The sequence below is a fragment of the Ramlibacter sp. PS4R-6 genome, from assembly GCF_037572775.1.
Taxonomy (GTDB): Bacteria; Pseudomonadota; Gammaproteobacteria; order Burkholderiales; family Burkholderiaceae_C; genus Ramlibacter.
In genome coordinates, this window is sequence record NZ_JBBHKA010000001.1 from 870,327 (window position 1) to 890,074 (window position 19,748).

Consider the following 19,748-nt stretch of genomic DNA (forward strand, 5'->3'; position numbering starts at 1 on the left):
GGTCCGTGCGATGAGTTGGCTCAAGGACCTGTTCCGCACTCCTGCTGCCGAGCCCCGCGAAGCGGTGACGGGCGCGCAGCAGCAGCCCGTGCCGGCTGCCGAGTGGAAAGCGCGCGGCAATGCGGCGATGGAGCAGTGGAACCTCGCGGAAGCGGCGCGCTGCTACGGCCTCGGGGCGCAGGCCGACCCGGCCGATGCCACCTTGCGGCTCAACCTGGGCTTCGCACTGCTGGAACAGGGCGATTTCACCGCCGCCGCCGAGCGGCTGGAACAGGCCCTGGCGCTGCGCCGTGACGGGGACGGGGTCGCCGCGGACGCGCACTACCTGCTCGCCCGCGCAAACGCCGGGCTCTCACGATGGGACTCGGCCTTGCGCGCCTGCGAGCAGGCGCTGCGTTCCAAACCCGATTTCGCCGAGGCGCTGGAAGAAGGCGTGCGCGCGCTGCTCGCCCTGCAGCGCAACGGCGATGCCGCGCAGTGGTCGCGCCGGCTGGTGGCGCTGCGCCCGTCGATCGAGGCCCAGCTGCTGCATGCGGCCGCCCTGGACGCCGCGGGCAACACGCCGGAAGCGGTCCAGGTCCTCGCCGCCGCGACCGCCGCCGAGCCCACCCACCCGGAAGCGTCTTCCGCCTATTTCGCCGCGTTGTTCAACGCGAGACGTTTCGACGACGCCCTCGCCGAAGCGCAGCGCCTGCTCGCCGCGATCGGCCCCCATCCCGCGGCGTTGGGCAACCTCGCGGCCGCATGGGGGCGGCTCGGGCAGCCGGAGCGGGCCCTGGCCGCGGTGCAGGAGGCGCTGAGCCTGCGCCCGGGGCATCGCGGGTTGCTGGCGAACCAGGTCGCGCTGTTGCAGCTGCTCGGGCGACCACGCGAGGCGGCCAGCTGCGCGCGCGAAGGCCTGCGCATCCACCCGGACGACGCCGACTTGCACTGGAACCTTGCGGTCAACCTGCTGCTGCTCGGCGATTTCGAAGAGGGGTGGGCCGAACACGAATGGCGCAACGGGCCCGTCTCGGCCCTGCCCAAGTCCCGCTGGCGCGGCGAGAGCCTGGAGGGCCGCAGCATCCTGCTGCACGGCGAGCAGGGCTTCGGCGATGCCATCCAGTTCCTGCGCTTCGTCCCCGAAGTGGCCAGCCGCGCGCAGACCGTGCATGTGCGCGTGCTGCGGCCGCTGGCCGGCTTGCGTCTGGACCTGCCTGCCAATTGCGTTCTCGCCCAGGATGCGGCGCCGCCCGCCACCGACTACGAGTGCCCGCTCATGAGCCTGCCCGCCGTGCTGGGAACGACCGAGGCCACGATCCCGGCCCGCGTTCCCTATGTGCACGCGGAAGCCGCGGCCGTCCGCGAATGGCGCGAGCGCCTGTCGTCGCACAGGGTCAACGTCGGCATCGCATGGTCGGGCAACCCGGCCAACCTGAACGACCTCCACCGGTCGATGCCGCTGGCCACGTTGCTGGGGGCTGCCGTGGGCGACGTCCGTTTCGTGACCGTGCAGACCGAGGTGCGCGAGGCCGATCGCGCGACGCTCGACGCGCATCCGGAGGTGTTCGACGCCCGTGCGCACTTGCGCAGTTTCGCGGACACCGCGGCGCTCCTGGAAACGCTGGACCTCGTGCTGACGGTGGACACCAGCGTGGCCCACCTCGCCGGGGCCATGGGACGGCCGGTGTGGGTCCTGCTGCCCTGGGTGCCGGACTGGCGCTGGATGCTCGAGCGCTCCGACTCGCCCTGGTACCCGACGGCGCGCCTGTTCCGGCAGGACGCGGACCGCCGGTGGGAACCTGTCGTCGAGCGCGTCCGCGCGGCACTCGCGCAAGGGTGATCCCATGCTGCGCAACCTGTTCGACAAGCTGGGGCGAAGGCGCGAGCAACTGGAAGCCCGCGAGCAACCCCCGCACGCTTCGGCGACGCAATGGCGCGAGCGCGGCAATGCCGCCCTGGGAGAAGGCCGGCTGGCAGACGCACTGGAGGCGTATCGCCAGGCCGCCGCCGCCGATCCGCGTGACGCGCTCGCGCGCCTGAGCCTGGGTTTTGCCTTGCTCGAGCAAGGCGATGCGCGCGCAGCTCACGCGCAACTGGCCGAGGCGCTCGCGCTGCGCCAGCCGGACCAGGCGATCCTGCACGACATCCACTACCTGACGGCGCGCGCGCTCCGTGCGCAAGGCGATTCGAGCAAGGCGATCGACCACTACCGCGCCGCTGCGCAAGCGCTGCCAACGTTCGGCGAAGCGATCGAAGAGCTGGTGCAGGTGCTGCACGAAACCGGCGACCACGCGCAGGCGCTCGAATGGGCGCAGCGGCTGCGGACGGTGCGCCCCGGCATCGACGCGGACATCGTCGTCGCGCAGCAACTGCATTCGCTGGGGCGCAACGACGAGGCGCTGGCCGTGCTCGATGCCGCGCTGGCGCGCGAGCCGGCCCACGCGCAGGCGTGGACCGGCCGCGGCAACGTGCTGGCCGCACTGAAGCGGCCCGACGAAGCCGTGGTCTGTTTCGAGCGCGCGCTGGCGCTCGCCGGCCCGGTGCCGGACGCGCTGGCCAACAGTGCCGCGGCGCTGGCGCGGGCCAACCGCGGCGAAGAGGCCTTGCCGCGCTTCGAGGAGGCGCTGCGCCTGCAGCCGCACCATCGCGGCGCCTTGTTCGGGCGCCTGAACACCTTGCTGCAGCTGGTGCGCGCCGAGGACGCGCAGGAAGCCGGCCGGCAGGCATTGGCCGCGCACCCCGACGACGCCGACATCCACTGGAACATGGCCATCGCCTGCCTGCTCGCGGGCCGCTTCGGCGAGGGCTGGCGCGAGCACGAGTGGCGCTGGAAGACCGCGATGAGCCGCGCCCGGCATCCGCTGATCGAGCGCGGCGGCCAGTGGTCGGGCGCCGAAGACCTGCAGGGCCGCACCATCCTGCTGTTCGCCGAACAGGGGCTTGGCGATTCGCTGCAGATGCTGCGCTACGTGCCCCTCGTCGCGGCGCGCGGGGCGCGCGTGCTGTTGCACCTGCCGCGCCCCTTGTACGGCCTGACGCTCACAAGCGACCTGGGACCGGGCGTGACCGTGCTGCCGCCGGGCGCGCCGCTGCCTTCCTTCGATTTCCACTGCCCGCTCATGAGCCTGCCGCTCGCGTTCGGTTCCGACGAGGCCACGATCCCGCGCGAGGTGCCTTACCTGCGCGTCGACCCGCCGCGTGTTTCGCACTGGTCGGATAGCCTGCGGGCAGCCGGCGGTCGCCTGAAGGTGGGGCTCGCTTGGTCGGGCAGCGCCACCCACGACAACGACGCCAACCGCTCGATCGCGCTGGCCGCCCTGCGCGCGCTCGACACCGCCGGCTGCTTCTTCGTGAGCCTGCAGCTGGAGACGCGCGCGGCCGATCGCGCCGTGTTCGAGGCGTGGCCTGAACTGCGCCGCTGGGGCGAGGAGCTGGTCGACTTCGACGACACCGCCGCCCTCGTGCAGGCGCTGGACCTCGTGATCAGCGTCGACACCAGCGTGGCGCACCTGGCGGGCGCGCTGGGGCGCCCGCTGTGGGTGTTGCTGCCGCGTTGCCCCGACTGGCGCTGGATGCTCGGTCGCAGCGACTCGCCCTGGTATCCCAGCGCGCGCCTGTTCCGCCAGTCCGCGCCGCAGAACTGGACCCCGGTCCTTGCCGCCGCGCGGTCGGCCCTGCAGGACGCGGTGGCGGACCGCGTCCCGGCACAGGAGAGAACGCCCGCCGTCGCAGCGAGCCCGTCGTGGCCCGAGCTCGTGGAGCGCGCCCAGGCCGAATGCGAGCAAGGGCAGGCCGCAGCCGCGCTGGAGACGGTGCGCGCCGCCGAGGCGCAGGCCGGCGAGCATCCGCTGACGGGGCACGTGCGCGGCAACGCGCTGTTCGCGCTCGAGCGGTACGAAGAAGCCGCGGCTGCCTACGAGGCGGCCCTGGCGCGCAAGCCCGACCTGCCGACCTCCGCTGGCAATGCCGCGATGTCGTGGTTCCGCGCGGGCCGCATGGACCGCGCGCTGGCGCGTGCCGACGATGCGCTGCGGCTGCGCCCGGACGACACGACCGTCCTGTCGCTGCGCGCGAACGCGCTGCAGCTGCTCGGGCGGCACGACGAAGCGATCGCAGCGGCGCGTGCCGCGCACCAGAAGTTCCCGAACGATGCCGACCTCGAATGGATCTACGGCGCCGTGGCGCTCTCCGCGGGCGATTGCGAACAGGGCTGGGCGCCGCTGGAAGCGCGATGGCGCCTGCCCGGCGCCGGTGCGGCGCCCGATGCGGGCGAGTTGGGTTGCCCCGCCTGGACCGGCGCGGAGCCGATCGAAGGCCGCACGCTCCTGCTCGTGGGCGAACAGGGCTTCGGGGACGTGTTCCAGTTCGTGCGCTTCGCCGGCGAGTTGCGGCGCCGCGGCGCGGTCGTCGTGCTGCTGGTGCGCGAACCCGTGCGCGAGCTGCTGGCGGCCTCCATGCCCGGATGCACCGTGGTCACGCGCGTCGGCCAGGGGCCGAAGCCCGACTTCCACATCGCGATGATGTCGCTGCCCGGCGCGCTGGGCACGACGCTGGCCACCCTGCCGGCCGACGTGCCTTACCTGCGGGCCGATCCCGCCCGGGTGCACGCGTGGCGCTCGCGCCTGCCGCGGGGGGCGAGGCTGCGCGCCGGCATCGTCTGGTCCGGCAACCCGGCGCAGGCGAACGACCGCAACCGCTCGATGGCCCTGGCGCAGGTGTTGCGCATCGCCACGCCCGGCGTGCAGTTGGTCAACCTGCAGCGCGACGTGCGCGAGGCGGACCGCGAGGCGCTGCGGCAGTCGGACGTGTGGGACCCGTCCGCCGACTTGCGCACGTTCTCGGACACCGCCGCGCTGGTCGAGACGCTCGACGTCGTGATTTCGGTATGCACGGGCGTCGCGCACCTCGCGGGCGCCATGGGCAGGCCGCTGTGGGTGCTGCTGGCGCACCGCCCCGACTGGCGCTGGCTGCTGGCGCGCGACGATTCGCCGTGGTATCCGACGGCACGCCTCTTCCGCCAGCCCGCGCCGGGCCAGTGGAACCCGGTGCTCGATACGGTGCGCGAGGAACTCGCGCGGCGCGCCGCTACAGGCCCAGCATCAGCTTGAGGTTCTGGACGGCCGCGCCGCTGGCGCCCTTGCCCAGGTTGTCCAGGCGCGCGATGAGGACCGCCTGGCGCGTCTCCTCGTTGCCGTAGACGCGCAGTTCCATCTTGTTGGTGTCGTTCAGCGCCGTGGCCTCGATGCGGCCGCCTTCGGTCGGCGGCTCCACCGTCACCCATTCGCTGCCGGCGTAGTGCTTCGCCAGCGCATCGTGCAGGTCGGCGAGCTTCGGCTTGCGCGGCAGCTCGTCGAGGAAGAGCGGCAGTTCCACCAGCATGCCCTGGTTGAAGCAGGCGACCGAGGGAATGAAGATGGGCCGGCGCGTGAGCCCCGAGTACTTCACCATCTCCGGCAGATGTTTGTGTTTCAACGACAGGCCATAGACCTCGAACGGCCCGGCCTCGTTCTTCTCGAACGCCTCGATCATGGTGCGCCCGCCGCCGGTGTAGCCGCTGGTTGCCGGCACCACGAGCGGGAAGTCCTTCGGGATCAGCCCCGCGTCGACCAGCGGGCGGATCAGCGCGATCGCGCCGGTGGGGTAGCAGCCGGGGTTGGTCACGCGCCTGGCTTTCGCAATCGCCTCGGCTTGGCCGGGCGCCAGTTCGGCGAAGCCGTAGACCCAGCCCTCGGCGACGCGATGGGCGCTGGACGCATCGATGACGCGCGGCGCGCGCCCCTGCGTGCGCTCGATGTCATCGACCATCGCCGCCGACTCGCGCGCGGCGTCGTCGTGCAGGCACAGGATGACGAAGTCGACGCCGGCCATCAGCTCGCGCTTGGCGGACGGGTCCTTGCGCCGCTCCGGCGCGATGCTCACCAGTTCGATGGCGGGCATCTTTTCCAGCCGCTCGCGGATCTGCAGGCCGGTGGTTCCGGCCTCGCCGTCGATGAAGACCTTGGGCATGGTTGTCCTGTGGGGAATGCGTAGGCGCGCACCCGGTTTGGTGCGATGCACCATGATACAGTTGCACGCTGTTTTCCGCAGGCGGGCGCATGGATGGCGCCGCCCCGCCGCCGGGCACGCACCCTTCCAGTTTCCCCTCCAGAGACACCTCATGAAGATCCACGAGTACCAAGGCAAGGAAATCCTGCGCCAGTTCGGCGTGCCCGTGCCCCGCGGCATCCCGGCGTTCACCGTCCAGGAAGCCGTCGAGGCGGCCCAGAAACTCGGCGGCCCCGTCTGGGTCGTCAAGGCGCAGATCCATGCCGGCGGCCGCGGCAAGGGCGGCGGCGTGAAGGTCGCCAAGAGCGTGGACCAGGTCAAGGAGCTGGCCGGCAACATCCTGGGCATGCAGCTCAAGACGCACCAGACCGGCCCCGAAGGCCAGAAGGTGCGGCGCCTGTACATCGAGGAAGGCGCGGACATCCAGAAGGAGTACTACGTCTCCGTCGTCACCGACCGCGCCACGCAGAAGGTCGCGTTCATCGCCTCGAGCGAAGGCGGCATGGACATCGAAGAGGTGGCGCACAGCCATCCCGAGAAGATCATCAAGGTGTTCGTCGACCCGCTCGCGGGGCTGACGGATGCGCAGGCCAAGGAGATCGCCGACGGCATCGGCATCCCCCCCGGCTCGACCGCTCAAGCCAAGGACGTCTTCCAGAAGCTCTACAAGTGCTACATGGACACGGACGCCTCGCTGGTCGAGATCAACCCGCTCAACCGCGACGGCAAGGGCAACATCGTCGCGCTGGACGCCAAGTTCAACTTCGACTCCAACGCCCTGTTCCGCCATCCCGACGTCGTCGCGCTGCGCGACCTGGACGAGGAAGACGCGGCCGAGATCGAGGCGAGCAAGTTCGACCTGGCCTACATCTCGCTGGACGGCAACATCGGCTGCCTGGTCAACGGCGCGGGCCTGGCGATGGCCACGATGGACACCATCAAGCTGTTCGGCGCCGAGCCGGCGAACTTCCTGGACGTCGGCGGCGGCGCCACGCCGGAGAAGGTCACCGAGGCCTTCAAGATCATGCTGAAGAACCCCAAGGTCAAGGCGATCCTGGTGAACATCTTCGGCGGCATCATGAAGTGCGACACCATTGCCACCGGCGTGATCACCGCGTGCAAGGCGGTGAACCTGAGCGTGCCGCTGGTCGTGCGCATGAAGGGCACCAACGAGGAACTGGGCAAGAAGATGCTGGCCGAGTCGGGCCTTCCCATCATCAGCGCGGACACCATGGCGGAAGCCGCGCAAAAAGTCGTCGCCGCGGTGAAGAAGGCCTGAGGAACACAACATGTCGATCTACATCAACAAGGACACGAAGGTCATCACCCAGGGCATCACGGGCAAGACGGGCCAGTTCCACACCGAGAAGTGCCAGGAGTACGCGAACGGCAAGAACTGCTTCGTCGCGGGCGTGAACCCCAAGAAGGCCGGCGAGAAGATCTTCGACATCCCGATCTTCGCCAGCGTCAAGGACGCCAAGCAGAAGACCGGCGCGAGCGTCTCGGTCATCTACGTGCCCCCGGCGGGCGCGGCCGACGCGATCTGGGAAGCGGTGGAGGCCGACCTCGACCTCGTCATCTGCATCACCGAAGGCATCCCGGTGAAGGACATGCTGGTGGTGCGCAACAAGATGAAGGCCAAGGAAGCCAAGGGCGGCAAGAAGACGCTGCTGCTCGGCCCGAACTGCCCGGGCCTCATCACGCCCGATGAGATCAAGATCGGCATCATGCCCGGCCACATCCACAAGAAGGGACGCGTCGGCGTGGTCTCGCGCTCCGGCACGCTCACCTACGAAGCGGTCGCGCAGCTGACCGAACTCGGCATCGGCCAGTCGAGCGCCGTGGGCATCGGTGGCGACCCCATCAACGGCCTGAAGCACATCGATGTGATGCAGGCCTTCAACGACGACCCCGAGACTGACGCCGTGATCATGATCGGCGAGATCGGCGGCCCGGACGAGGCGGATGCCGCCCGCTGGTGCAAGGACCACATGAAGAAGCCCGTGGTCGGCTTCATCGCCGGCGTGACGGCGCCCCCCGGCAAGCGCATGGGCCACGCCGGCGCGCTCATCAGTGGCGGCGCCGACACGGCCGACGCCAAGCTGGCGATCATGGAAGAGTGCGGCTTCAAGGTCACGCGCAACCCGTCCGAGATGGGCCGCATCCTGAAGTCGCTCATCTAGGCGTAAGCAGAATCACGAACGGCGCGCCGCCCGGCGCGCCGCTAAACTGCCGCGGAGAATGAAGGGGAAGCGCCCCGGGCCCGAAGGCCCCGGGCGCTTTTCCTTGAACGACAACAAACCGCTGGAGACACACCGTCCATGGAAATGCTGCAGACGCCGGAGTTCTGGATCGGCCTGGTCAAGATCATCTGGATCAACATCATCCTGTCGGGCGACAACGCGGTGGTGATCGCGCTGGCCGCGCGGACGCTGCCACCGCACCAGCAACGGATGGCGGTGCTGTGGGGCGCGGGCGCCGCCGTCGTGCTGCGCGTGGTCCTCACCGTGGTCGCGGTCAAGCTGCTCGCCTTGCCATACCTGCAGATCGTCGGCGGCCTGCTGCTGCTGTGGATCGGCGTGCAGTTGCTCTCCGAGGACGACGAGGACGCGAACGACACCGACGAGGAAAAGGCCAGCAACCTGATGTCGGCCATCCGCACCATCCTCATCGCCGATCTGGTCATGAGCCTGGACAACGTGATCGCGGTCGCCGCGGCGGCCGGCGGCAGCACCACGCTCCTCGTCCTGGGCCTGGCGATCAGCATCCCGCTGGTGATCTTCGGCGCCACGCTGATGGTCAAGCTGATGGAGCGCTATCCCATCATCGTCGTCGCCGGCGCGGGCCTCATCGGCTGGGTGGCGGGCGAGACCATCGTGAGCGACGCGATCCTCAAGGACGTGCTCGAAGCGAACAAGTGGCTGCACTACGCCGCCGCGGTGGCCGGCGCCGTGTTCGTGGTCGGCCTGGGCAAGTTGCTGCAGTCGCGAGGGCGCGCGCAGGCTGCCTGAACCCCGCGAATCGCACGCGCAGGGCCGCGTGCGCATTTGCAACAAACTGTATGTGGGTCGTGACAAAGTCCCTTGTCCGGCCCTGCCTCGTCTGTTAACTTCCGCTTGAGGCCTGCGTCTTTACACGGCGTCGGGTGGGTGCGGCGTCGCCGCGATGTGCAGTACTGGACGGGGGCGACTGTGGGCAAATCTAAATCCAAGCGTGGCCAGTTCTGGCGCGCGGACTGGTTCGTGGGCGCCGTCATCGTGGTGGCTGTGCTCATCCTGTACCAGGCGACCGACACGATCAGCACCCTCGAGCGGCGCTTCTACGATTTCGGCATCACCAGCAGTTCGCGCGCGCCGTCGGACCGCATCGCGGTGATCGCCATCGACGACCAGAGCATCGCCAACATCGGGCGCTGGCCGTGGTCGCGCGACGTGCACGCGGAGATGATCGACAAGCTCTCCGCGGCGAAGGCCAAGACCATCGCCTACAACGTGTTCTTCAGCGAGCCGCAGGTCGACCGCGGCCTGTCGTTCATCCGCAAGCTCAAGGAGGTGCTGGGCCCGCAGGCCGACGCCGCGAACGAGCCGATCGGCAAGGTCATCGCCGAAGCGGAAGCCACGCTCGACACCGACGCCAAGCTCGCCGCCAGCATCGGCAAGGCGGGCAACGTGCTGCTGCCCTCGGTGTTCCAGCTGGGCGAGCCCCAGGGCAAGCCCGACAAGCCGCTGCCCGGCCCGGTCGCCAAGAGCGCCATCGACGAGAAGTCGGGTTTCTCGGTGCTCGCCGTGCGCGGCACCTATCCCATCGACGCGATGGGCAACCCGGCAGCCGGCATCGGCCACCTGAACCAGTGGCCCGACGTGGACGGCGCGGTGCGCCAGGAGCCGCTGCTGGTCAACTACTACGGCCAGGCCGTGCCCTCGATGGCGCTGCTGGCCGCGGCCAAGAGCCTGAACCTCAAGCCCTCGGACATCAAGTTGAACGGCGGCGAGTCGGTGCAGATCGGCCGCCTGCGCGTGCGCACCGACGGCGCCGCGCTCATGTACCCGCAGTTCTACAAGGCGCGCGACGGCAAGATGCCCTTCGCCGTCGATTCCTTCTACGACGTGCTGGCCGGCAAGATCCCGGCGGCCAAGTACGCCGACAAGATCGTGCTGATCGGAGCGACCGCCGCCGGCGTGGGCACCGTGTTCCCCGCGCCGGGCTATGCCGGCCTGTCGCCCGCCGAATACATGGCGCACGTGACCTCCAGCATCCTGGGCGAGCACTTCATCGTCGAGCCGGGCTGGGGCCTGTGGGCCACCGCCGGCATCTTCCTGCTGGTGGCGGGCTACCTGATCGCGGGCCTGCCGCGCCTGTCCGCCGGCATGGCGGCGGGCGTCACCGCCGGCGCCTTCGTGGTGCTGCTGGCCGCGGAGTTCGCGCTGCTGTCGTCGGCCTCGATGTGGCTGAAGCTGGTGCTGCCCGCGACGCTGCTGGTGATCGGCCACCTGGGCCTGACCACCAAGCGCTTCCTGGTGACGGAAGCCGGCAAGCTCAAGTCCGACGAGGAGTCGGCCGAGACCAACCGCATGATGGGCCTGGCGCTGCAGGGGCAGGGCCAGCTGGACATGGCGTTCGACCGCTTCCGCCGCGTGCCGCACACCGACGCGCTGATGGACAACCTGAACAACCTCGCGCTGGACTTCGAGCGCAAGCGCCAGTTCAACAAGGCCGAGGCCGTGTACGAGTACATGGCCACGCTGGACAAGACGTACAAGGGCCTGGAAGCCAAGCTCAATCGCGCGAAGAACCTGTCCGAGACCGTCATCCTCGGCGGCGGCGGCGCGCACCCCGGTGGCACCATGCTGCTCGATGGCGGCGGTGTCGAGAAGCCGATGCTGGGGCGTTACCAAGTCGAGAAGGAACTGGGCAAGGGCGCGATGGGCGTCGTGTACCTGGGCAAGGACCCGAAGATCGGCCGCGTGGTGGCGATCAAGACGATGGCCCTGTCGAACGAGTTCGAGGGCGAGGAGCTGAACGACGCGCGCGAGCGCTTCTTCCGCGAGGCCGAGACGGCCGGCCGCCTGCAGCACCAGAACATCGTGACCATCTTCGATGCGGGCGAGGAACACGACCTGGCCTACATCGCCATGGAGTTCCTCAAGGGCCGCGACCTCGTCGACTACTGCAAGGACGGCAACCTGCTGCCCATGAACAAGGTGGTGACGATCGTCGAGCGCGTGGCCGGGGCGCTCGCGTACGCGCACCGCGCCAACGTCGTGCACCGCGACATCAAGCCCGCGAACATCATGTACGAGCTGGACACCGACACCGTGAAGGTGACGGACTTCGGCATCGCGCGCATCACCGACTCCAGCAAGACCAAGACGGGCCTGGTGCTGGGCACGCCGAGCTTCATGTCGCCCGAGCAGATCGCTGGCAAGAAGGTCGACGGCCGCTCCGACCTGTACTCACTGGGCGTGATGCTGTTCCAGATGCTGGCCGGTGTGCTGCCTTTCCGCGGCGATTCGATGGCCGAGCTGATGTACAAGATCGCCAACGAGCCGGCGCCGGACATCCGCATCATCCGCAAGGACATCCCCGAGCGCCTGGCCGCCGTGGTTGCCAAGTCGCTCGCGAAGAAGCCCGAGGAGCGCTACCAGGACGGCGACCAGTTCGCCGCCGACCTGAAGGCGGCGCTGGGCGATGCGGGCGCGGCGGCGTCGTCGTCGTCGGCGCCCTCCACCCTGTCCAAGGGCGAGGCGGCGCTGGCCGCGGCCAACCCGGGCGGCGAGTCCTATGCGGCGCAGGAGGGTTCCGGCGCCGCCTACGAAAAGACCGTGGTGGGCATGCCCGGCCCGGGCGACGCGGGCTATGATGCGCCGCCACAGGGAGGGGCGGGCTCAGGGCCGGCCTACGAGAAGACCACCACCTTCACGAAGCCAGACGGTGGCGGCTCCGGCTCCTGACCGGCCAACATGAATTACGAGTTCAGCATCCGCACCGACCCGGGCCTCGCGCGTGAGAACAACGAGGACTCGGTCGCCCTCGACGAGGATTCGCGCCTGGCGATCCTGGCCGACGGCATGGGCGGGTACAACGCCGGCGAGATCGCCAGCGGCATGGCCACCACCTTCATCAAGTCGGAGCTGGGTCGCTGGCTGTCGCAGGCCGGGCGCAACGCCAACCCGCGCGAGGTGCGGCGGGCCATGGAGATCTGCGTCGACAACGCCAACCGCTCGATCTTCAACGCCGCCAACTCGAACCCGCAGTACAGCGGCATGGGCACGACGCTCGTGCTCGCCTGCTTCGGCGAAGGGCGCCTGATCCTGGGCCACATCGGCGATTCGCGCTGCTACCGCGTGCGCGGTGCCGAGATCGCCCAGATCACCAAGGACCACTCGCTGCTGCAGGAGCAGATGGACGCCGGCCTGATCACGCCGGAGCAGGCGGCCACCTCGACGAACAAGAACCTGGTGACGCGCGCCCTCGGTGTGGAGGACGCGGTGTTGCTGGAAGTCAACGAACACAAGGTCGAGCCGGGCGATATCTACCTCATGTGCTCGGATGGTTTGTCCGACATGGTGGATGATGACGGGATCGCCAAGATCCTCGCGCAGGATGTACCGCTGGAACAGAAGGTGGCCATGTTGATCGACGCGGCCAATGCCAATGGAGGCCGGGACAACATCTCGGTGCTGGTGGCCCAGGCGAACGAGGGTTCGCGGAGGAAAGGCCTGATTTCCCGGTTGCTCGGGAAATAGGCGGCTTTCGTACTAGTTTGCCGATAATGACGAGGAATTCGAACAGGAGCGGGCCATGCCGAAGATGATCGTCTCGATTGACGGCGTCGTCATCAAGGAAGTGCAGTTGACCAAGGACCGGACGACGCTGGGTCGCCGGCCCTACAACGACATCGTGATCGACAACCTCGCCGTGAGCGGCGAGCACGCCGTGCTGGCGATGAGCGGGCAGGAGGTCTACCTCGAGGACCTGAACAGCACCAACGGCACGTACATCAACGGCAAGGCCGTCAAGAAGCAGCTGCTCGCGAACAACGACACGGTGGAGATCGGCAAGTACAAGATCAAGTTCATCCACGAGCAGCCGGCGTTCGCGGGTGCCGAGAAGACCGTGATCCTCAAGCCCGGCTCGATCCTGCCGCCGGCCAAGCCGCCGGCCGCCGCGCCCGCTCCCGGCGCTCCCGCCGCCAGCGTGGAGGCGCAGCAGGCCGACCTGGGCCAGATCAACGCGAGCATCAAGGTGCTGTCGGGCGCCGCCGCCGGCCGGCAGGTGCCGCTGGTGAAGGTGGTGACCACCATCGGCAAGCCCGGGGTGGCGGTGGCCGCGATCACCAAGCGGCCGCACGGTTTCGTCGTGGCCCATGTGGAGGGCAGCAACAAGCCGACGCTGAACGGCGCGGCCATCGGCGCGGAGCCGGTGACGCTGAAGAACGGCGACTTGCTGGAGCTCGCGGGCACCCAGATGCAGTTCGTCCAGGCCTGATGGCCCGGCGGGCGTAGTCCGTACAGCGCGGCGCACGAGAACGCCGCCTCACCGAAAGAGGGGTTCGGGGCCTTATGGGCTTGCTCTCCAAACACTGGTCCCGCATCGCGGTGACGCTGGTTCCGCTGGTGTTCGCGCTGCTGCACGCGATGGGCGTGCTGCACATCGGCGTGCTGCAGCGCCTGGACGACATCATCTACGACGCCCGCCTGCGCGCCACGATGCCGCGCACGCTGGACGACCGCATCGTGATCGTCGACCTCGACGAAAAGAGCCTGGGCGAGCTGGGGCACTGGCCCTGGGGGCGCAACAAGCTCGCGGCCATGATGGACGAACTGTTCGACCGCCAGAAGGTCGCGGTGGTCGGCTTCGACGTGGTGTTCGCCGAGGCGGACGACAGTTCGGGCCTGCAGCGCCTGCGCCAGCTCGCGCAGGGTGAGCTCAAGGACGCCCCCGGTTTCGTCAGCCGCCTGGAGCAGATCCAGGGCTCGCTGGACTACGACGCCCTCTTCGCGAAGTCGCTCGCGAAGCGCCCGGTCGTCATGGGGTACTACTTCACGCACGACCCGCAGGGCAAGGGCTTCCTGCCGGAGCCGGTGCTGCAGAAGGCGGACCTGCAGGGCCGCACCATCCGCTTCTACGGGTGGGAAGGCTACGGCTCCAACATCGACGTGCTGGGCAAGAACGCGCCGATGGCCGGCTTCTTCAACCCCGTGGTCGACAACGACGGCGTGCTGCGCTCCATCCCGCTGCTCTCCGAGTACGGGGGCAAGTACTACGAGACGCTGTCGCTCGCCATGTACCGCCTCGCCATCGGCCTGCCGACGGTGGAGCCCGGCTTCCCGAAAGACACGAAGTTCTTCAGCTCCAAGACCTACAACGCGCTCGAGAGCATCAACCTGCGCAAGGGCAAGGGCCACTTCGCCATTCCCGTGGACGACAAGGTGGCCAGCCTGATCCCCTACCGCGGCCTTGGTGGCGTCAAGGGCGGCAGCTTCCGCTACGTGTCCGCGGCCGACGTCATCGGCAAGCGCCTGAAGGAAGGCGAACTGAAGGACCGCATCATCCTGGTGGGCACGACGGCCGTGGGCCTGCAGGACTTGCGGATCGCCCCGGTCGGCGAAACCTACCCGGGCGTCGAGGCGCATGCCAACGTCATCTCGGGCCTGCTGGACGGCAAGGTGTTCTACAAGCCCGACTACGCGGTGGGTTACGACGTCTTCATGATCGTCGTGGCCGGGCTGGTGCTGGCCCTGGGGCTGCCGCTCCTGTCGGCGACGCGCGCCGTGATCCTGAGCGCCGTCGTCATCGCCATCGTCTTCGGCTTCAACTGGTACCTGTTCACCGCCGAGGGCCTGGTGCTGCCGCTGGCGGCCGCGCTCGTCATGAGCATCACGGCCTTCGCGCTGAACATGTCCTACGGCTACTTCGTGGAAAGCCGCAGCAAGCGCAACCTGGCCCACCTGTTCGGCACCTACGTGCCGCCCGAGCTGGTCGACGAGATGGTCAAGGACCCCGAGGCCTACTCGATGGCGGCCGCGAGCAAGGAGCTGACGGTGATGTTCTGCGACATGCGCGGCTTCACCAAGATGTCCGAGACCATGGAGCCGTTGAAGCTGCAGGAGCTGCTCAATTCGGTGTTCAACCGCCTGACGGACATCATCCGCGGCAACCGCGGCACCATCGACAAGTACATGGGCGACTGCGTGATGGCCTTCTGGGGCGCGCCGGTGGACCTGCCGAACCACGCCTTCCTGGCCTCCAAGACCTCGATGGAGATGGCCAACGCCGTGCGCAAGATCAACGAGGAACACCGCGCCAAGGGCATCCCCGAGATCGGCGTGGGCATCGGCCTGAACACCGGCAGCATGTGCGTGGGCGACATGGGCTCGGAGCTGCGCCGGGCCTACACCGTCATCGGTGACTCCGTCAACCTGGGTTCCCGCCTGGAGGGCCTGTCCAAGGTCTATGGCGTGGACATCGTGGTCAGCGAGTCCACCCGCAAGCTGGCCAACGAGTTCGCCTGGCAGGAACTGGACCGCGTGCGCGTCAAGGGCAAGGAGCAGGCCGTGGCCATCTTCTGGCCGCTCGCGCCGGCCGACCGGCTGGACAAGGCCTACCAGGACGAACTCAAGACCTGGGCCGCTTTCCTCAAGGCCTACCGCGCGCAGGACTGGGACAACTGCGACCTGCACCTGTTGAACCTGCAGCGGATGAACCCCAAAAAATACCTTTACGAGTTGTATTCGGAACGTGTAGCCTCGATGAGGTTGCTGCCGTTCGACCCCGAGTGGGACGGCGCCACCAACTTCGAGACCAAGTAAGGACAACCGGATGAAGGTGCGGGTGCTGGGCTGCTCCGGGGCGATCGCCAAGGATTGCCGGACCACCTCTTTCCTGCTCGATTCCGACGTGCTGGTCGACTGCGGCACCGGGGTGGGCGACCTGACCCTTGCCGAGATGAAGGGAATCGACTACGTCCTCGTGACGCATTCCCACCTGGACCACGTGGCGTCGCTGCCGCTGATGATCGACGCGATCGCCTCCTCGCTGACCAAGCCCGTGCAGGTCCACGCGCTGCCCGGCACGATCGCCGCGCTGAAGGCGCACATCTTCAACAACGTGATCTGGCCCGATTTCTCGCGCATCCCCACGCCCGAGAAACCCTTCATCACGTTCCACGAAATCCAGGTCGGCCAGACGCTGGAGCTGCCCGGCAAGCGCATCGAGGTGCTGCCCGCGGTGCACACCGTCCCGGCGTGCGGCTTCGCAGTCACCTCGGGCAAGGGCTGCTGGATCTTCACCGGCGACACCGAGCGCAACCCGGCCTTCTGGCGCCGCATCAACCAGATGAACGTCGCGGCGCTGGTGATCGAGACGGCCTTCTCCAACCGCGAGAAGGAGCTGGCCAAGCGCGCGCTGCACCTGGCGCCGGCCTCGCTCGCCGAGGAGCTCGACCTGATCGACAAGAACAAGCGCTTCCCCATCTTCATCACGCACACCAAGCCGGCCGAGACCGAGATGATCATGGCGGAGATCCAGAAGTTCGACCAGACGCAGCCGTTCGGCCCGAACGTCACCCACGACATCCGCTGGCTCCATGCGGGCCAGGAATTCGAGTTGTAAAGAGAGCGGAGGCCACCACCCATGAGTGCCGTGCTCAAGCCGCAAGTCGGCGGCGATTCCCAAGCATTCTTCGAGTCCCAGCAGCTGCCGCCGGACAAGCGCGGCGTTTCGTTCGAAGCGCTCTTCTACCGCCAGCTGCAGCTGGTCACCACGAAGATCCACGAGACCGAGAACATCGACCAGATCATGCTGGAGTCCAGCCAGGACATCTGCAAGCTGTTCAACGCCGACCGCCTCACGCTCTACGCCGTCAACGAGGACCGCACGGCCATCGTCTCCAAGATCAAGACCGGCCTGAACGCGAGCAAGGACCTCAAGCTGCCGATCACGCCGCAGTCGCTGGCCGGCTACGCGGCGTTCTCGCGCCAGATGGTCAACATCGCCGACGTCTACGACGACGAGGCGCTCAAGAAGATCCACCCGAACCTCGCCTTCCTCAAGGAGGTCGACAAGCGCTCGGGCTACCGCACCAAGCAGATGATGGTGGTGCCGATCATGGAAGGCGAGAACCTGCACGGCGTGCTGCAGGTGATCAACAACAAGAACGACCACCCCTTCGGCGACCTCGAGATCGAAGGCGCCACGCAGCTGTGCAAGACCCTGGCCACCGCGATCCGCCAGCGCATGGCCAAGGCCGAGGAAAGCGCACGCCGCCGCGCGACGCGTTACTCGGGGCTGGTGAGCGCCGGCGTCATCACGGCCGACGAACTGGAGAACGCGATCCGCAAGGCGCGCGAGGACGCCAAGCCGGTCGAGCACGTGCTGATGGCTGACTACCAGATCCGCCCGGCGCAGATCGGCCCGTCGCTCGCCAAGTATTTCGGCGTGCCGTACGAGCCTTTCAACCCCGGCCGCCTGAAGGTCGAAGCGCTGCACGGGCCGCTCAAGAAGGACTTCATCATCGAGCAGGGCTGGCTGCCATGCGAGGAGTCGCCCGAAGGCCTGATCGTCATGTGCCTCGACCCGGAGGCCGTGCGTGGTTCGCGCATGGTGCCGCAGGTGCTGCCGCGCTTTTCCAAGTTCGCCTACCGCGTCACCACGCAGACGGAGTTCGAGGAAACGCTCGCGCAGATCTACGGCGCCGAGGATGCCGGGCCGTCGGTGGACGAACTGCTGGCGGACATGGGCAGCGCCGGCGACGACGACATCGGGCTCGAGGACGACTCGGTCTCCGCAGCCGCCGACAACGAGCTGGTCAAGCTGGTGAACAAGGTGATCATCGACGCCTACAACATGAAGGCGTCGGACATCCACATCGAGCCGTTGCCCGGCAAGGCCAAGACCGGCATCCGCTTCCGCGTGGACGGCTCGCTGCAGCCGTACATCGAGGTGCCCGCGCACTTCCGCCAGGCGCTGGTCACGCGCCTGAAGATCATGTGCGACCTGGACATCTCCGAGAAGCGCAAGCCGCAGGACGGCAAGATCAAGTTCAAGAAGTACGGGCCGCTGGACATCGAGTTGCGCGTGGCCACCATCCCGTCTGCCGGCCAGGTCGAAGACGTCGTGATGCGTATCCTGGCGGCCGGCGAGCCGATCCCGCTGGAGAAGCTGGGCCTCACGCCGATCAACAAGGAGCGCCTCGAGAAGACGGTGAGCAAGCCCTACGGCCTGTTCTACGTGTGCGGCCCGACGGGTTCGGGCAAGACGACCACGCTGCACTCGGTGCTGAAGTTCCTCAACAACGTCGACACCAAGATCTGGACGGCCGAGGACCCGGTCGAAATCACGCAGAAGGGCCTGCGCCAGGTCCAGATCAACAAGAAGGCCGGCATCGACTTCGCGCTGGTGATGCGCGCCTTCCTGCGCGCGGACCCGGACATCATCATGGTCGGCGAGTCGCGCGACAAGGAAACGGTGTCCATGGGCGTGGAAGCCTCGCTCACCGGCCACCTGGTGTTCTCCACGCTGCACACGAACTCCGCGCCCGAATCGATCATCCGCCTGCTGGACATGGGCATGGACCCGTTCAACTTCGCGGACGCCCTGCTGGGCATCCTCGCGCAGCGCCTGGCCAAGAAGCTGTGCGACTGCAAGGAGGCGTACGACCCCGACCCGGAGGAGATCAAGACCTTCATCGCCGAATACGCCGAGGACCTGCGCCAGACCGAGGCGTGGAAGAAGGACTATGCGGGCGAGGCCAAGAAGCTGTACGACACCTGGGTCAAGGACTACGGCCAGGACGGGAAGCTGAAGTTCTACAACCCGGTGGGCTGCGAGAAGTGCAACAAGAGCGGCTACAAGGGCCGGATCGGCCTGCACGAGCTCTTGGTGGCCGACGACGCCGTCAAGAAGCTGGTGCAGGAACGTGCGCGCGTGGCCGACATCTTCGTGCAGGCGGTGGCCAGCGGCATGCGCACCTTGAAGATGGACGGCATGGAGAAGATCATGATGGGCCTGACCAGCCTGAAGATGGTCCGCTCCGTCTGCATCAAGTAGCCGGGCGACAAAAATGTCGTGCGCGTGGGGCGCGATCTGCCACATTTGGCGTTCCGCCCCGCAACATTTGCCAACAAAGGCAGGTTTTTCCCGGGTTGCGGGCTTGGCACAGCAATTGCACGATCAGCCCGCTTCTCTCAACAACTCCGGAGGTGAAATGAAGCGTCAACTGCAACAGGGCTTCACCCTGATCGAACTGATGATCGTGGTGGCGATCATCGGTATTCTGGCGGCCGTCGCGCTGCCGGCGTACCAGGACTACACCAAGCGCGCCAAGATGTCGGAAGTGGTGCTGGCCGCGTCGGCCTGCCGCACGACCATCACCGAGGTGTACCAGACCGGTTCGATCACGAACCCGGGCGCGGGCAGCTGGGGCTGCGAATCGACGACCCAGTCGAGCAAGTACGTGAAGTCGGTCAACACCGGCACCAACGGCGAGATCACGGTGGAAGCCCAGGGCTTCAACGACACCAACATCGACTCCAAGGTCGTGACGCTGGTGCCGTACAAGGACGACACGACGGCCATGAGCTCCACGACGCACATCGGCAACCCGGTGTTCAAGTGGGTCTGCGGCTCGACGGGCTCCGGCACGACGATCAACCCGAAGTACCTGCCCGGCTCCTGCCGCGGCTAACGCCTCACGGCGCGAAGAAAGGGGCTCCGGCCCC

The 19,748-nt window shown here is 67.9% G+C and carries 13 protein-coding genes; 12 read left to right on the forward strand and 1 reads right to left on the reverse strand.

Annotated elements, in window-relative coordinates:
- Nucleotides 1-10 precede the first annotated feature (10 nt).
- Nucleotides 11-1,822, forward strand: coding sequence for a tetratricopeptide repeat protein (locus tag WG903_RS04275; protein ID WP_340072983.1), 1,812 nt, complete (start codon nt 11-13; stop codon nt 1,820-1,822).
- Nucleotides 1,823-1,826: 4 nt separating this feature from the next.
- Nucleotides 1,827-5,090 (forward strand): tetratricopeptide repeat protein, encoded by a 3,264-nt coding sequence (locus tag WG903_RS04280; RefSeq protein ID WP_340072984.1) that lies wholly within the window; start codon nt 1,827-1,829, stop codon nt 5,088-5,090.
- Here WG903_RS04280 and argC read toward each other — a convergent pair.
- Entirely contained in the window at nt 5,068-5,988 is a 921-nt protein-coding gene (gene argC / locus WG903_RS04285; protein WP_340072985.1) for an N-acetyl-gamma-glutamyl-phosphate reductase, read from the reverse strand. The two genes, WG903_RS04280 and argC, sit on opposite strands and share 23 nt — an antisense overlap.
- A 151-nt stretch (nt 5,989-6,139) precedes the next feature.
- Here argC and sucC point away from each other — a divergent pair, with 151 nt between their 5' ends.
- The 10 genes from sucC (at nt 6,140) to WG903_RS04335 (ending at nt 19,714) form a co-directional block, all read left to right on the forward strand.
- Nucleotides 6,140-7,306 carry an ADP-forming succinate--CoA ligase subunit beta gene (gene sucC / locus WG903_RS04290; RefSeq protein WP_340072986.1) on the forward strand — a complete coding sequence of 389 codons (1,167 nt, stop codon included), beginning with the start codon at nt 6,140-6,142 and terminating at the stop codon, nt 7,304-7,306.
- Nucleotides 7,307-7,316: 10 nt separating this feature from the next.
- Nucleotides 7,317-8,210, forward strand: a complete 894-nt coding sequence (sucD, locus tag WG903_RS04295; protein ID WP_340072987.1) for a succinate--CoA ligase subunit alpha — start codon at nt 7,317-7,319, stop codon at nt 8,208-8,210.
- Nucleotides 8,211-8,348: 138 nt separating this feature from the next.
- Nucleotides 8,349-9,038 carry a TerC family protein gene (locus tag WG903_RS04300; RefSeq protein WP_340072988.1) on the forward strand — a complete coding sequence of 230 codons (690 nt, stop codon included), beginning with the start codon at nt 8,349-8,351 and terminating at the stop codon, nt 9,036-9,038.
- Nucleotides 9,039-9,269: 231 nt separating this feature from the next.
- Nucleotides 9,270-11,978, forward strand: coding sequence for a CHASE2 domain-containing serine/threonine-protein kinase (locus WG903_RS04305; RefSeq protein WP_340072989.1), 2,709 nt, complete (start codon nt 9,270-9,272; stop codon nt 11,976-11,978).
- A gap of 9 nt (nt 11,979-11,987) precedes the next feature.
- Nucleotides 11,988-12,773, forward strand: coding sequence for a Stp1/IreP family PP2C-type Ser/Thr phosphatase (locus WG903_RS04310; RefSeq protein WP_340072990.1), 786 nt, complete (start codon nt 11,988-11,990; stop codon nt 12,771-12,773).
- A gap of 55 nt (nt 12,774-12,828) precedes the next feature.
- Nucleotides 12,829-13,515 (forward strand): FHA domain-containing protein, encoded by a 687-nt coding sequence (locus WG903_RS04315; RefSeq protein ID WP_340072991.1) that lies wholly within the window; start codon nt 12,829-12,831, stop codon nt 13,513-13,515.
- A 74-nt stretch (nt 13,516-13,589) separates the two neighbouring features.
- A complete protein-coding gene (locus WG903_RS04320; protein WP_340072992.1) occupies nt 13,590-15,839 on the forward strand; it encodes a CHASE2 domain-containing protein in 2,250 nt (749 codons plus the stop codon).
- Nucleotides 15,840-15,849: 10 nt separating this feature from the next.
- Nucleotides 15,850-16,641, forward strand: coding sequence for a 3',5'-cyclic-nucleotide phosphodiesterase (locus tag WG903_RS04325; RefSeq protein ID WP_340072993.1), 792 nt, complete (start codon nt 15,850-15,852; stop codon nt 16,639-16,641).
- A 21-nt stretch (nt 16,642-16,662) separates the two neighbouring features.
- Nucleotides 16,663-19,077, forward strand: a complete 2,415-nt coding sequence (locus WG903_RS04330; RefSeq protein WP_340072994.1) for a GspE/PulE family protein — start codon at nt 16,663-16,665, stop codon at nt 19,075-19,077.
- Between the two features lie 157 nt (nt 19,078-19,234).
- Entirely contained in the window at nt 19,235-19,714 is a 480-nt protein-coding gene (locus WG903_RS04335) for a pilin (RefSeq protein ID WP_340072995.1), read from the forward strand.
- Nucleotides 19,715-19,748 lie beyond the last annotated feature (34 nt).